At 64.2% G+C, this 14,069-nt stretch carries 12 protein-coding genes; 9 read left to right on the top strand and 3 right to left on the bottom strand.

Annotation, left to right across the window (positions count from 1 at the left end):
* Positions 1 to 57 precede the first annotated feature (57 nt).
* The 7 genes from ACGYLD_RS08410 to ACGYLD_RS08380 all read left to right on the top strand — a co-directional run bounded on the left by ACGYLD_RS08410 (position 58) and on the right by ACGYLD_RS08380 (position 7,953).
* Positions 58 to 459: a MerR family DNA-binding transcriptional regulator gene (locus tag ACGYLD_RS08410; RefSeq protein WP_067261195.1), complete on the top strand. Its 402-nt coding sequence runs from the start codon at positions 58 to 60 to the stop codon at positions 457 to 459.
* A 52-nt stretch (positions 460 to 511) separates the two neighbouring features.
* The gene (locus ACGYLD_RS08405) at positions 512 to 2,293 is read left to right on the top strand and encodes an acyl-CoA dehydrogenase C-terminal domain-containing protein (protein ID WP_271693116.1); all 1,782 of its coding nucleotides are present in this window, start codon (positions 512 to 514) and stop codon (positions 2,291 to 2,293) included.
* A 50-nt stretch (positions 2,294 to 2,343) separates the two neighbouring features.
* Positions 2,344 to 2,556, top strand: coding sequence for a hypothetical protein (locus ACGYLD_RS08400; protein ID WP_067261198.1), 213 nt, complete (start codon positions 2,344 to 2,346; stop codon positions 2,554 to 2,556).
* A 23-nt stretch (positions 2,557 to 2,579) separates the two neighbouring features.
* Positions 2,580 to 3,728: an acyl-CoA dehydrogenase family protein gene (locus ACGYLD_RS08395; protein WP_276153839.1), complete on the top strand. Its 1,149-nt coding sequence runs from the start codon at positions 2,580 to 2,582 to the stop codon at positions 3,726 to 3,728.
* Positions 3,729 to 3,862: 134 nt separating this feature from the next.
* Positions 3,863 to 4,501 (top strand): glutathione S-transferase family protein, encoded by a 639-nt coding sequence (locus ACGYLD_RS08390; protein WP_271693114.1) that lies wholly within the window; start codon positions 3,863 to 3,865, stop codon positions 4,499 to 4,501.
* 15 nt (positions 4,502 to 4,516) lie between these two features.
* Entirely contained in the window at positions 4,517 to 5,731 is a 1,215-nt protein-coding gene (locus ACGYLD_RS08385; protein WP_209218222.1) for an acetyl-CoA C-acetyltransferase, read from the top strand.
* A 20-nt stretch (positions 5,732 to 5,751) separates the two neighbouring features.
* Complete coding sequence (locus tag ACGYLD_RS08380; RefSeq protein ID WP_271693113.1) at positions 5,752 to 7,953, top strand: 3-hydroxyacyl-CoA dehydrogenase NAD-binding domain-containing protein; 2,202 nt, start codon at positions 5,752 to 5,754, stop codon at positions 7,951 to 7,953.
* A gap of 213 nt (positions 7,954 to 8,166) precedes the next feature.
* Here the strand turns inward: ACGYLD_RS08380 and ACGYLD_RS08375 are convergent, their stop codons facing one another.
* Positions 8,167 to 8,808 (bottom strand): sulfotransferase family 2 domain-containing protein, encoded by a 642-nt coding sequence (locus ACGYLD_RS08375; RefSeq protein WP_271693112.1) that lies wholly within the window; start codon positions 8,806 to 8,808, stop codon positions 8,167 to 8,169.
* Positions 8,805 to 9,737 carry a DMT family transporter gene (locus ACGYLD_RS08370; RefSeq protein WP_271693110.1) on the bottom strand — a complete coding sequence of 311 codons (933 nt, stop codon included), beginning with the start codon at positions 9,735 to 9,737 and terminating at the stop codon, positions 8,805 to 8,807. Before ACGYLD_RS08370 ends, ACGYLD_RS08375 begins: the two co-directional genes overlap by 4 nt.
* A 94-nt stretch (positions 9,738 to 9,831) precedes the next feature.
* Here ACGYLD_RS08370 and ACGYLD_RS08365 point away from each other — a divergent pair, with 94 nt between their 5' ends.
* Entirely contained in the window at positions 9,832 to 11,457 is a 1,626-nt protein-coding gene (locus ACGYLD_RS08365; RefSeq protein ID WP_394402101.1) for an AMP-binding protein, read from the top strand.
* 84 nt (positions 11,458 to 11,541) lie between these two features.
* Positions 11,542 to 12,555: a hypothetical protein gene (locus ACGYLD_RS08360; RefSeq protein ID WP_394402098.1), complete on the top strand. Its 1,014-nt coding sequence runs from the start codon at positions 11,542 to 11,544 to the stop codon at positions 12,553 to 12,555.
* A 69-nt stretch (positions 12,556 to 12,624) separates the two neighbouring features.
* Here the strand turns inward: ACGYLD_RS08360 and ACGYLD_RS08355 are convergent, their stop codons facing one another.
* Complete coding sequence (locus ACGYLD_RS08355; RefSeq protein WP_394402095.1) at positions 12,625 to 14,058, bottom strand: SPOR domain-containing protein; 1,434 nt, start codon at positions 14,056 to 14,058, stop codon at positions 12,625 to 12,627.
* Positions 14,059 to 14,069: the final 11 nt, after the last annotated feature.

Here is a 14,069-nt window from a genome sequence, read left to right as displayed (position 1 = left end):
TATCAGAAATGCCAGCCCCCAACTGAAGTCATGAAACGACGATTGGAGAGTGATGAGATGACCGCCGACACGCTGACCATTCGCCAGATGTGCGACGCTTTCGAAGTGACCCCCCGCACCCTGCGGTTCTACGAAGCGAAAGAGCTGCTCTTCCCATTGCGCGAGGGCCAGAAACGCCTATTCACCAAAAGCGATCGCGCCCGGCTCAAGCTGATCCTGCGTGGCAAGCGCTTTGGCTTCAGCCTCGAAGAAATCCGCCAGCTGCTCGACCTTTATCATATGGGCGACCAGCAGCAGACGCAGATCGCTGCCGCCTATGAGATCGCCCGCGCCCGTCTGGCCGACCTCGAGTCGCGCCGCGAAGAGCTGAACGAGGCCATCGAAGACCTCAAGGACCAGTTGAAATGGGGGGAAAAGATGATCGCCTCCATGAACCAACCCCGCCGCGCCGCCGAATAACCCCGGCGACGCCGCCCCTCACATCCATAAAAAGACGACCCGGAGAGCAAAGATGCCCAGTTACACAGCCCCCACCAAAGACCTGCAATTCGTTCTGCACGACGTGCTGAAGGTGACCGAAAGCAAGACCCCCGGCTATGATGAGCTGGAGCCCGATTTCACCTCCGCCATCCTCGAAGAGGCGGGCAAGCTCACCTCCGAAGTGCTCGCCCCGCTGAACGTCGTGGGCGACAAGGAAGGCTGCCGTTTGGAAAACGGCGTCGTCTACACGCCCAAAGGTTTCAAGGAAGCCTTTGAAAAGGTGAAAGAAGGCGGCTGGGCCGGCCTCGACATGCCCGAAGCCTATGGCGGGCAGAACATGCCCTACGTCCTCGGCACCGCCGTGGGCGAGATGTTCTCCGCCGCGAACCAAGCTTTCACCATGTATCAAGGTCTGACCCACGGCGCGGCCTCCGCGATCCTCGCCCATGGCACCGACGCGCAGAAAGACACCTACCTGCCCAAGATGGTCTCGTGCGAATGGACCGGCACCATGAACCTGACCGAGCCGCATTGCGGCACCGATCTGGGCCTGATGCGCACCAAAGCCGCCCCGCAGGACGACGGCAGCTATAAAATCTCCGGCCAGAAGATCTTCATCTCCTCAGGCGAGCATGACATGGCCGACAACATCATCCATCTGGTGCTGGCCAAGATCGAAGGCGGCCCCGAGGGCATCAAGGGCGTATCGCTCTTCATCGTGCCGAAGTTCATGGTGAACGAAGACGGCTCCTTGGGGGAGCGTAACGGCGTCTCCGTCGGCTCCATCGAAGAGAAAATGGGCATCCACGGCAACTCGACCTGCGTGATGAACTACGACGGCGCCACCGGCTATCTGCTGGGGACCGAACACAAGGGCATGCGCGCCATGTTCACTATGATGAACGAAGCCCGCGTCGGCGTCGGCATGCAGGGTCTGGCACAGGCCGAAGTGGCCTATCAAAACGCGCTGGAATACGCCAAGGACCGCCTGCAAGGTCGTGCCGTCACCGGTGCCGTCGCCCCCGAAAAGCCCGCCGACCCGCTGATCGTGCACCCCGACATCCGCCGTTCGCTGATGGACCAGAAAAGCTTTGTCGAAGCCGCCCGTGCCTTCATCCTCTGGGGGGCCACGATGATCGACGCGGCGCACCGCGCCGAGGATAAGGACGCCGATGGCCTCGTCTCGCTGCTCACCCCGGTCATCAAGGGCTTCCTCACGGACCAAGGCTACGACATGACCGTGAAGGCGCAGCAGGTCTACGGCGGCCACGGCTATATCGAGGAATGGGGCATGTCCCAATTCACCCGTGACGCCCGCATCGCACAGATCTACGAAGGCGCCAATGGCGTGCAGGCGCTTGACCTCGTGGGCCGCAAACTGGCGCAGGACGGCGGCAAGCACGTCATGGCCTTCTTCGACCTCGTAAAGGGCTTCATCAAGGACAACGCGGGCCAAGACGCCGAATTCGACGCGGCATTTCTTGAGCCCCTGAAGGCGGCCAGCAAGGACCTGCAATCGGCGGGCATGTACTTCATGCAGAACGGCATGAAGAACCCCAACAACGCGCTCGCCGGGTCCAATGACTTCATGCATATGTTCGGTCATGTCTGCCTTGGCCTGATGTGGGCCAAGATGGGTCTGGCGGCGAAAGAAGCATTGAAGAACGGCAGCGGCGACGCCACCTTCTACGAGACCAAGCTGGCCACCGGCCGCTACTATATGGCGCGCCAACTGCCCGCCACGGCCTTGCACCTGACCCGCATCCAATCGGGCGCGGATACGGTCATGGCGCTGGAGGCCGCAAACTTCTAAAACGGGGGGTGGGGGCAAGCCCCCCACCCTGCCCAACACCCGGAGAGACCATGCCCAAACGCTTCCGCCTGACCCGCCGCTTCCCCGTCGCCATGACCGAGGAGGGCTACCGCAGGCTAAAGAAGTTCAGCACCGACGCAGGTCTTGATGAGGGGGAAGCGCTGTCGTTCCTGTTCGAGAATTTCAACTCGGTCATGAACGAGGAAAACCTGATCGCGCGGCTGCGCCTGTTCAACGCCGAACTGGACGCCCGCAAACGCTGAACCCTTGGGGAGGGGGCCAGAAGATGCAGACCAAAACATCCAGCTGGATGACCGAAGAACACCAGATGATCGCCGACATGACGGCGCAGTTCATCAACACCGAATGGGCGCCGCATTTCGAGAAATGGCGCAAACAGGGCCAGATGGACCGCGACACATGGGCACAGGCCGGAGAGCTCGGCCTGCTCTGCCCCTCGGTGCCCGAAGAATACGGCGGCGCTGGTGGCGACTTCGGCCATGAGGCCGCGATCCTCATCGAAGGCTCCCGCGCCAACCTCGCCTCCTGGGGTCACGGCATCCACTCCGGCATCGTGGCGCATTACATCCTCGCCTATGGCACCGAGGACCAGAAAAAACGCTGGCTGCCCAAGATGGTCTCGGGCGAGTTGGTCGGCGCGCTGGCGATGACCGAACCCTCCACCGGCTCGGACGTGCAGCGCATCAAGACCAAGGCGATCCGCGAGGGCAATGCCTACCGCCTGTCGGGTCAGAAAACCTTCATCACCAACGGCCAGCACGCCAACCTGATCATCGTGGCGGCCAAGACCGACCCCAAGGAAGGCTCCAAGGGCGTCAGCCTCGTCGTCGTGGAAACCGACAAGGCCGAAGGTTTCCAGCGCGGCCGCAACCTCGACAAGATCGGCCTGCATGCCGCCGACACTTCCGAGCTCTTCTTCGACAATGTCGAGATCCCGCCTGAGAACATCCTCGGCCAAGACGAGGGCCAGGGCTTCTACCAGATGATGCAGCAACTGCCGCAGGAACGCTTGATCATCGGCTGCGGCGCGGTGGGCGCCATGGAAGGCGCAGTGGCGCGCACGGTACAATACTGCAAGGAACGCGAGGCTTTCGGCGGCCCGCTGACCCAGTTCCAGAACACCCGCTTCCAACTCGCCGAGGTCAAAACCAAGACCGCGGTGGCCCGCGCCTTCCTCGACGAATGTATCGCGGAACACCTGCGCGGCGAGCTCAGCGTCGATAAGGCGGCAATGCAGAAATACTGGCTCACCGACACTCAAGGCGAGGTGCTGGATGTCTGCTTGCAGATGCACGGCGGCTACGGCTTCATGCAGGAATATGCCGTGGGCGAAATGTGGGCCGATGCGCGGGTGCAGCGCATTTACGGCGGCACCAATGAGATCATGAAGGAACTGATCGCGCGCAACCTCTAGCCGTGCGCGGGTTGAAACTCCGGCGCAGAGGTATTTGAAAAAGGATGAAGATAAGGCGCCCCCTGCCCCCTTCATCCTTTCACAAATACCTTCCGACATTTCAGCGGGCGCCGAAAGAAGAGGAGGAATGACAGGTGACCATACAGCTTTATTGCTTTGGCGAATCGGGCAACGCCTACAAGGCGGCGCTTGCGCTCGAATTGTCCGGGCTCGACTGGGAGCCGGTGAAGGTGGACTTCTTCGGTGGCCAGACGCGCCAGCCCGACTACCGCGCGCAGATCAACAACATGGGCGAGGCGCCGGTGATGATCGACGGCGATCTGCGGCTTACCCAATCGGGCGTGATTCAGGATTACGTCGCGGAAAAGACGGGCAAATTCGGCGGCCGCGACGCGACGGAACGGCGCGAAATCCTGCGGTGGGTGCTATGGGACAACCACAAGCTTAGCTCCGTTGCCGGGATGACCCGTTTTCTGATGAACTTCCTGCCCGAAGACAAACGGCCCGCCGAGGTCATCGCCTTTAATCAAGGCCGGCTCAAGGCGGCCTATAGCGTGCTGAACGACCATCTCGACGGCCGCGCCTGGATCGTGGGCGACGACATCACCAACGCGGACCTCAGCTGCTGCGGGTATCTTTATTACCCCGAGCCTTTCGGTTTCGACCGCAGCGACTGGCCCCATATCGACGCGTGGCTTACGCGTCTGAGCGAAACACCGGGCTGGAAAGCCCCCTATGATTTGATGCCCGGCAGCCCTGCTGACCGCGCCTGACCCGGAGGACATGACATGACCCAAGACGTTTACATCTACGACGCCCTGCGCACCCCGCGCGGCAAGGGCCGCAAGGACGGCGCCCTGCACGAGGTGACCTCGCTGCGGCTTTCCGCCCAGACCCTGAACGCCGTGAAGGAGCGCAACAACCTCGAAGGCCATGCCGTCGAGGACGTGATCTGGGGCAACGTCACCCAGGTGATGGAACAGGGCGGCTGCCTGGCCCGCTCGGCGGTGCTGGCCTCGGACCTTGATGAGCGCATCCCGGGTCTGGCCATCAACCGTTTCTGCGCGTCGGGCATGGAAGCGGTGAACCTCGCCGCGAACCAAGTCAAAGGCGGCGCGGGCAACGGCTATATCGCCGGTGGTGTCGAGATGATGGGCCGCGTGGCCATGGGCAGCGATGGGGCGGCCATCGCCGTGGACCCGACGCTGGCGATGGAGAAATACTTCGTGCCCCAAGGCATCTCGGCGGACATCATCGCCACCGAGTTCGGCTTTTCGCGCGACGAGGCCGACCAACTGGCCATGCAGTCCCAGCAGCGCGCCGCGCGGGCCTGGGAAGAGGGCCGCTTCGACAAGTCCGTCATCACCGTGCGTGACCAGAACGGCCTCGCGATCCTCGACCGCGACGAATACATGCGCCCGCAGACCGATATGCAGAGCCTTGGCGGCTTGAACCCCGCCTTTCAGCAGATGGGCGAGGTCATGCCCGGCTTCGACAAGGTCGCGCTGATGAAATACCCGCATCTTGAGCGGATCAACCACATCCACCACGCGGGCAACTCGTCGGGCATCGTCGACGGCGCCGCCGCCGTGCTGATCGGTAACAAGGAGTTTGGCGAGCAGCATGGGCTGAAGCCCCGCGCCCGCATCCGCGCCACCGCCAAGATCGGCACCGATCCCACCATCATGCTGACCGGCCCGGTGCCGGTGACCGAGAAAATCCTCAAGGACAACGGCATGACCATCGGCGACATCGATCTGTTCGAGGTCAATGAGGCCTTCGCCGCCGTGGTGCTGCGCTTCATGCAGGCCTTCGACGTGGATGACAGCAAGGTCAACGTGAACGGCGGCGGCATCGCCATGGGGCACCCCCTGGGCGCCACCGGTGCCATGATCATCGGCATCCTGCTTGATGAGATGGAGCGCGCCGACAAGGAAGTGGGGCTGGCCACGCTCTGCATCGCGTCCGGCATGGGTGCCGCCACCATCATCGAGCGCGTGTGAGCCGCGAAGGGAGCAAAAGAATGACCGATTTCACCATGAACAAGGATGCCGAGGGCATCGCCACCATCACCTGGGACGTGCCGGGCAAGAGCATGAACGTCATGTCCTTCGACGGCCTGCGCGATCTGGAAAAGCATATCGACGACGCGCTGGCCGATGAAGCCGTCAAAGGCATCGTCATCACCTCCGGCAAGGAAGGCTCCTTTGCCGGGGGCATGGACCTGAACCTGCTGGCGAAGATGAAGGAAGACGCAGGCGACGATCCGGCCAAGGGGCTTTTCGAGGGCACGATGCAGATGCACGCCCTGCTGCGCAAGATCGAGCGCGCGGGCATGGACCCCAAGACCAACAAGGGCGGCAAGCCCGTGGCCTGCGTGATCCCCGGCACCGCCGCGGGCATCGGGCTGGAACTGCCACTGGCCACGCATCGCACCTTTGCCGCCGACAACCCCAAGGCGCGCATCGGCCTGCCGGAGATCCTCGTGGGCATCTTCCCGGGTGCGGGCGGCACCACGCGAATGGTGCGCAAGCTCGGCGCCATGGCGGCCTCGCCCTTCCTTCTGGAAGGCAAGATGGTTGCTCCCGCCGCCGCGCAGAAGGCCGGGATCATCGACGAGGTCAGCGAAGACCCGATGGCCGCAGCCCGCGACTGGGTGCTGAACGCCAAGGACGCCGATCTGGTCAAGCCGTGGGATGCCAAGGGCTACAAGATGCCCGGCGGCGCGCCTTACCACCCGGCGGGCTTCATGACCTTCGTCGGCGCCAACGCCATGGTCAACGGCAAGACCCAGGGCGTCTATCCGGCGGCCAAGGCGCTCTTGTCGGCGGTTTACGAAGGCGCGCTCGTGCCTTTCGACACCGCACTGAAGGTCGAGGCGCGCTGGTTCACCAACGTGCTGATGAATCCGTCGTCGGGCAACATGATCCGCTCGCTCTTCCTCAACAAGGAAGCGCTGGAGAAAGGCGCCGTGCGGCCCGAAGGCGTGCTGGACCAGCGCGTGAAGAAGCTGGGCGTTCTGGGCGCGGGCATGATGGGTGCCGGCATCACGCTGGTCTCGGCGCAGGCCGGGATCGAGGTGGTGCTGATCGACCAGACGCAGGAGGCCGCGGACCGCGGCAAGGCCTATACCGAGGGCTATTTCGACAAGGGCATCGCCCGTAAGAAAGCCACGCCCGAGAAGAAGGCCAAGGTGCTCGATCTGATCACCGCCACCACCGATCTGGAGGCGCTGAAAGGCTGCGACCTGATCATCGAAGCGGTCTTCGAGGACCCGAAGGTGAAGGCCGAGATGACCCAGAAGGTCGAAGCCGTGATCCCCGAAGATTGCATCTTTGCCTCCAACACCTCGACCTTGCCGATCACCGATCTGGCCAAAGCGTCGAGCCGCGATGAGCAGTTCATCGGCATCCACTTCTTCTCGCCCGTCGAGAAGATGCTGCTGGTGGAGATCATCAAGGGCCAAGAGACCGGTGACCGGGCCGTGGCGAAAGCGCTCGACTACGTGCGCCAGATCCGCAAGACCCCGATCGTGGTCAATGACGCGCGCTTCTTCTATGCCAACCGCTGCATCATTCCCTATATCAACGAGGGTGTGCGCATGGTGCAGGAGGGTGTCGAGCCGGCGCTGATCGAGAATGCGGCCAAGCTGGTCGGCATGCCCTTGGGCCCGCTGCAGCTGATGGACGAGACCTCGATCGATCTGGGCGCGAAGATCGCCCGGGCGACCAAGGCGGCGATGGGCGATGCCTATCCGAACGACGACATCGACCCGCTGGTGTTCTGGATGGAGGAAGAAGGCCGTCTGGGCCGCAAGGCCAACGCCGGTTTCTACAGCTACGACGCCAAGGGCAAGCGCGAGGGTCTGTGGCAGGGCATGGGGGACAAGTACCCCGTGGCCGACGAGCAGCCCGAGTTGATCGAGGTGCAGCACCGCTTGCTGTTCTCGCAGACGCTGGAAGCCGTGCGCGCGCTGGAGGAAGGTGTCTTGATGGACATCCGCGAGGGCGACGTTGGCGCGATCCTCGGCTGGGGTTTCGCGCCCTGGTCCGGCGGTCCGCTGAGCTGGCTCGACATGATCGGCGCGCCTTATGCGGCGGAGCGTTGTGACGAGTTGACCGAGAAATACGGTGAGCGCTTTGCCTGCCCGGATCTGCTGCGCGATATGGCGCAGAAGAACCAGAGTTTCTACGGACGGTTCAACCCGGACGCCAAAGCGGCGTGAGGGGGAGAGGGGCGCTTCGGCGCCCCTTTTTATTTGACGCTCCTGCTGCCACCCGGCCCGGAATCAAGCCGCAGGCGCCGGGCCATTGCCTGCCCGTCCCCCGGGTAGGCGATTTGGTGAGGCTGAGCGTGACCCCGCGAGGGCACATCACGGTTGAACCATAAAGTGGCAACAACACTGCGCGGGTCGCCAACCCACGGGCAGGCGCTGGCCCTAGTGCTCTTGGTAAACGTAACCGAACCGCGCGATGTCCTCGGCGCAGATCTCCGACACCAAATCGCGCAACTCGGGCGTATAGGCCGCCTGCCCCTCCGAGGCATTCACCCGCGGCAAGTCCAATTCAAACCCAAGATGCTCAAACAATGGCGCCGCATCCTGCGCAAAATGCTCCAGCCGAATATAAAGATCGCAACGCTCCCGCCCCGCCGCATCCTGCATATACCGCCGCGCAGGCCATGCGCGCAGACTGGCTTGCGTCTGCGGATGCCGCAGGAACCCGGCGAAATCCGTCGCCTTCGCCAAAGCCACCGCCGGATGATCGAACCCCTGCCCCCGCAGCCAGCGATAGTAGCTCGCCACCCGATCCCACGGGTTGCGCACCAGCGTGAAGCAGAACAGATCGTCCAATTCCTCAGCGCGCACCAGCCCATCGATGTCCGCCAGTGTCGAGTGCTTCCACAGCCGCCCCGCCGCCTGCGCGCCCTGCACCCGCCGCCGCCGCTTGCGCGCTTTCGGCGTATCGCCCAGCATCACATCGTCTTTCATCGCGCGATCTTCAAGCGCCAGCGCTAGTGAGGTGCCCCCGGTCTTGGGGATATGAACGAAGACGTAACGCCGACCGCGACTGATGATCACTCCACCGCCTCCGGCGCGCGCAGGGTCGAAGGCTCATCGCTGCGTAGGGCGATCACCGCCCCGGCCAGTGCGATCAACGCCATGCCCGCGAATCCCAAGGGCGGCACCTCTTGATCCCAAAGGATATAGGCCCAGAAACTGGCGAAGATCAGCAGCGAGTACTCGAAAATCGCCACATGCCCGGCCTCTCCCAGTTGGTAGCCGCGCACCAGAAAGCCGATGCCGATGAGCGAGCCCACCGCCTGCACCGCGATCCAGAACCACATCGCGCCGTCGAGCGGGCCCCATGTGCGGCTGACGAAACCTTCGGCCCCCGCCACCTCCGCCCCCGGCAGGACCAAGACACCGATGCCGCCCATAACAGCCAACATGCCGAAGAAGCCTGCGGTCATCACCATCGTGCTCTCCCCCTCGCACCACGCCCGCGTCGCCACGGCACCGATGGCATAGAGCGCCCCGGCCAGCAGCGGGAGGAAGGCCACGGGGTCAAGATCGCTCGGGTCCGGGCGGATCACCATCAAGGCCCCGGCAAAGCCCACGGCCACGGCCCCCCACCGCCACGGGCCGACGCGTTTGCCCTGAAACAGGGCCGAGATCATCAGCACGAAAAGCGGCGAGGTGAACAGCCCGGCCACCACCACCCCGATGGGCAGAAAAGCCAGACAGCCGAAATAGATCAACATCGCCCCGGCCTGAAACAGGCTGCGCCCGGCCACGGCCCAGAACCGCCGCGGGCGCAAAATGCCGAAACCCAAGGCCGCGAGCACCATCAGGATCGCCACCGCCATAAGCCCGCGCAGGAAGTGAAACTGCCAGAGCGACCCGCGCTCGGTGATGAAGGGGACGAAATTGTCCGTCAGCCCCAAAGCCGCCATACCGCTTACCGCGCAAAGCGCCGCCAGCCCCGATTTTACCGCTATGTCCTGCATCTGCCCTCCTTTTCCCTCCTGACCTCTTTTCAAAGTCACGTCCGGGCAGCAATACTCAACCCCAAATCGCAACCAATGCCTTGGGAGGGGTCGCATGGGGTGGATGACGGATGAAAGCGGGCTTGAGAAATGCGCGGCGAATTTCGTGCCGCTCACGCCCTTGTCGCATTTGGCCCGCGCCGCAGAGGTTTTCCCGAACCAGACGGCAGTGATCCACGGCGTGCATCGCGTCACCTATGCCCAGTACCATGACCGCTGCACCCGCCTCGCCGCGCTACTGGCCGAGATCGGCGTGACCCCGGGCGATGTGGTCGCCACCCTTATCCCCAACTTGCCCGCGCAGGCCGAGGCGCATTTCGGCGTGCCCGCCTGCGGGGCCGTGCTCAACACCATCAACATTCGCCTCGATCCCGACACGGTGGCCTATATCCTCGACCACGGCGGCGCCAAGGTGCTTTTGGTCGATACCGAGTTCCTGCCGCTCGCCGAAGACGCCTGCGCGCGGATGGAGGGCACCTGCCCCGCGATCATCGAAGTGCCCGACCCTGCCGCCGGTTTCCCTACCAGCGGGCGGCACCCGCAATACGAAGACCTTCTGGCCGAAGCCAATCCGAATTTTCACTGGATCATGCCCGAAGATGAATGGGAGAGCCTCGCGCTCAACTACACCTCCGGCACCACCGGGCGGCCCAAGGGCGTGGTCTATCACCACCGCGGCGCCTACCTGATGACCATGGGCACGGTGATCTCTTGGCAGATGGTGCTGCGCCCGGTCTTCATGCAGATCGTGCCGCTGTTTCACTGCAACGGCTGGAATCACACTTGGATGATGCCGCTTTTGGGCGGCACGCTGGTCTGTTGCCGCGACATCACCGCCGCCGCGATCTATGACGCCATCGCCGATCACGGCGTCACCCATTTCGGCGGCGCGCCCATCGTGCTGAACATGCTGGTCAACGCGGACGCAGAAGACCGCCGCGCCTTCGATCACCGGGTCGAGGTTTTCACCGCGGGCGCGCCCCCGGCCCCCGCGACCCTGTCGAAGATCGAAAAGCTGGGGTTCAACGTCACGCAGGTCTATGGGCTGACCGAGACCTTTGGCCATGTCACCGAATGTCTCTGGCAAGGCGAATGGGACGGGCTGCCCGAACCCGAACGCGCCGGGATCAAAGCGCGCCAAGGTGTCGCCATGCCGATGATGGAAGAGATCACCGTGATGGACGCCGAGATGGCCCAAACCCCGCGCGATGGCGCGGCACAGGGCGAGATCATGATCCGCGGCAATGCGGTGATGAAAGGCTACCTCAAGAACCCCGAGGCCACGGCCGAAGCCTTTGCAGGCGGCTACTTCCACTCCGGCGACATCGCGGTGCAGCACCCCGATGGCTACATCCAGATCGCCGACCGCGCCAAGGACATCATCATTTCGGGTGGAGAGAATATTTCGAGCGTCGAGGTCGAGGGCGTGTTGATGGGCCACGGCGCGGTCAACCTCGCCGCCGTGGTGGCGCAACCGGATGAGAAATGGGGCGAGGTGCCCTGCGCCTTTGTCGAGTTGAAACCGGGGGCGGAGGCCAGCGAAGAGGCGCTGATCGCCTTCGCCCGCGCGCGCCTTGCCGGGTTCAAAACGCCCAAGCGCGTGGTCTTTGGCGAATTGCCCAAAACCTCCACCGGGAAAATCCAGAAGTTCGCGTTGCGCAAACAGGCGGCGTGCCTCTAAGGCGGGGCATTATGTCACCTGCCATTGCTGATCCCGCAGCGCGTGGTAGAGTGGCGAAAACTGACAGGCCCGCAGCAGAACCCCATGACCGCCTTGACAAAATACGCCCGGCTCGAAGCGACGGGCCTTTGGCGCGCCACGCCCGATGCGCAGCGGCGCGAGGTGATCGTCTCTATCGGTGACGCGACGCTGGTGATCAGCGATCTCAAGGATCAGGCGCTGACCCATTGGTCGCTGGCCGCCGTCGACAGGGCCAACCCCGGCCAGACCCCCGCGCTCTATCATCCAGACGGCGATCCGGGCGAGACGCTGGAACTGCCCGACAATGAAACCGAGATGATCGAGGCCATCGAAAAGCTGCGCCGCGCGATCAATCGCAGCCGTCCCAAGCCGGGGCGTTTGCGGTCGGTCGGCATGTTGGCCTCCGTCGCGGTGGTGGCGGCGCTGGCGGTCTTTTGGATGCCCGGCGCGCTGCGCGATCATGCGATCAAAGTGGTCCCAGAGGTCAAGCGCGTCTCATTGGGCACGGCGCTGCTGAAGCGGCTTGAACGGGTGTCCGGCCCCGCCTGCGAAAGCCCCGGCGGCAGTGCCGCGCTGGCGCGGCTCACCAAACGGTTGGAGGTCGGGCGCGTGGCGATCCTGCCCGATATGACCCGCGCCAGCCTGCATCTGCCGGGCCGTCTCATCGTGCTCGACCGCGCGGTGCTGGAGGATTACGAAGAGCCCGATGTCGCCGCGGGCTATGTGCTGACCGAGGATGTGGCGCGCCGGGAACATGACCCGCTGCGCGCGCTTTTGGAGGCCGTGGGCCTGCGCGAGAATTTCCGCCTGCTGACCACCGGCGATATCTCTTCCGAGGCGCTGGATGCCTATGCCGAGCAACTGCTGATGCGCCCCGCCGCGACCCCGACGGTCGAGGCTCAACTGGCGCGATTTGCCAAGGCCGAGCTGCGCAGCAAACCCTATGCCTTTGCGCGTGACATCACCGGCGAAAGCACCCTGCCCCTGATCGAAGGTGACCCGATGAACGGCAAGCTAACCGCGCCGCTGATGTCGGATGCCGATTGGCTGAGATTGCAAAGCATCTGCGGCGGCTGACGGATTGGCCCAAGAAAAAGGCCAGCCGGGGAACACCGCGGCTGGCCTTTTTCCTTCATCGCATAACGCTTAGCGCCGCAGATAGGCGTCCCGGTATCCCGCCCGGCGCAATTGGCCAAGCGCCGCTTGGGCAGAGCCGCCCGCAATGGGGCCTGCCTGAACGCTGTGATAGGTCTTGCCGCCCCGTGTCTGTTTGCCGATGCGGGCGGGCAGGCCCAAGGCCGCGATCTGCCGCGCCGCGCGCTGCGCATTGGCGGGGCTGCCGAAGACACCGACCTGCACATAGCCCGCTTTGGTGCTGGGCTGGGCTGTCGGGGCCGAGCGGCTGGAATAGACGGGGGCCTTCTTGATCGGGCGGGCATCCCGATGGATCGGCGCGGCGTTGCGGTAGCGCAGCACCCGTTTCACGATTTGGCCGTCCCGCTCGACAATCTTGACCCGTCCCAGCTTGCGGCGCTGCGTTTCGATATCAAGATAAGGGTAGATCAGCGGCACTTTGGCGGTCACATCTTCGCCGGTGGCTTTGTTCACCAAACGGCGCGGTAGGGTCTGGGTCCAGACCAACAGCATGTCGGCGCGGCCTTCCAAGGTCTGCTCCGCCCGGTGCGGGTTCAGACGGTCGTCCTCCCAAACCTTCCGGTATCCTTTCGGGACTTTCACATTGGTCGTGTTCACCCGGTTGATCGCCACATGTTTCGGCACGATCCGCGTCTGCGTGCCCACGGCGCGGGTGGGTTTGGCGCTGACCACCGGCGCGGCGACGGCGGCAGGGGCCACGATCCGCGCGGGTGCAGCGGCAACGCCGGGCATCATACTCGCGCTGCGGTAGGGCTGCGGTGCGGTGCCGCGCTGTGGGCTCGAAGGGGCAAGACGCCCTGTCACAATCGGCTCCGCCTGCGGACCGCAGCGCACGCTATACCCATCCCCGCGCCGCATATAGCGCTGCGACAGGGGCGAAGCGCCGGGGCAGGCGGTGGCGAAGCCAGCCGGTGCCGGGGCGGCCAGCGCGACAGGTTTGCTGGGCACCACGGGCACGGGGCGCGGCGCGGTCTCGCGCACGACTTTGGGGGCAGCGCTCCGCGCCGGGGCTGGCGCGACACGGCGCACCACCTTCCGCGGCGCGGGCCGGGCCACGGGGGCTTTCGGCTTCGCCTTGGGCGCGGGCGCCCCGGCGACACGAGCCGGGGGCCTCTTGGCCGGGGCGGGATCGACTTTGGTCTGCGCCGCCTCAACCTTTGCCTCTGCCACTTTCACGCCGTTTGTGGGCTGGAAACCGCAGATTTGCTGGCGCGCACGGCTCATGCGGGGCACCCATGACACATTGCCGTCGATGCCCGCGCGGATGAACACACATCCCGCGCTGTCGACATATTGCTTGCCCTTGTAAGAGGACGGCGGAAACTCTGCCGGTTGGCTGCGGCTGTCCTGCGCTTGGGTCTGCGATCCGCCGACGCCCAAGGCTGCGACGATCATCGCCATGGCAATACTTCTGGTAAGTGTCATCTAATGCCCCC

Origin of the sequence: Sulfitobacter sp. 1A12056 (assembly GCF_043558125.1) — a bacterium.
In the GTDB taxonomy this organism is placed as follows: domain Bacteria; phylum Pseudomonadota; class Alphaproteobacteria; order Rhodobacterales; family Rhodobacteraceae; genus Sulfitobacter; species Sulfitobacter faviae.
Note: the sequence above shows the minus strand (reverse complement) of the source record. Positions and strands in the feature narration are given on the sequence as shown.

What these genes read in the sequence shown, in the direction of transcription:
- ACGYLD_RS08410 (WP_067261195.1), top strand. Translation starts at nt 58, where the DNA reads ATGACCGCCGACACGCTGACCATTCGCCAGATGTGCGACGCTTTCGAA.
- ACGYLD_RS08405 (WP_271693116.1), top strand. Translation starts at nt 512, where the DNA reads ATGCCCAGTTACACAGCCCCCACCAAAGACCTGCAATTCGTTCTGCAC.
- ACGYLD_RS08400 (WP_067261198.1), top strand. Translation starts at nt 2,344, where the DNA reads ATGCCCAAACGCTTCCGCCTGACCCGCCGCTTCCCCGTCGCCATGACC.
- ACGYLD_RS08395 (WP_276153839.1), top strand. Translation starts at nt 2,580, where the DNA reads ATGCAGACCAAAACATCCAGCTGGATGACCGAAGAACACCAGATGATC.
- ACGYLD_RS08385 (WP_209218222.1), top strand. Translation starts at nt 4,517, where the DNA reads ATGACCCAAGACGTTTACATCTACGACGCCCTGCGCACCCCGCGCGGC.
- ACGYLD_RS08380 (WP_271693113.1), top strand. Translation starts at nt 5,752, where the DNA reads ATGACCGATTTCACCATGAACAAGGATGCCGAGGGCATCGCCACCATC.
- ACGYLD_RS08370 (WP_271693110.1), bottom strand. Translation starts at nt 9,737, where the DNA reads ATGCAGGACATAGCGGTAAAATCGGGGCTGGCGGCGCTTTGCGCGGTA.
- ACGYLD_RS08365 (WP_394402101.1), top strand. Translation starts at nt 9,832, where the DNA reads ATGGGGTGGATGACGGATGAAAGCGGGCTTGAGAAATGCGCGGCGAAT.
- ACGYLD_RS08360 (WP_394402098.1), top strand. Translation starts at nt 11,542, where the DNA reads ATGACCGCCTTGACAAAATACGCCCGGCTCGAAGCGACGGGCCTTTGG.
- ACGYLD_RS08355 (WP_394402095.1), bottom strand. Translation starts at nt 14,058, where the DNA reads ATGACACTTACCAGAAGTATTGCCATGGCGATGATCGTCGCAGCCTTG.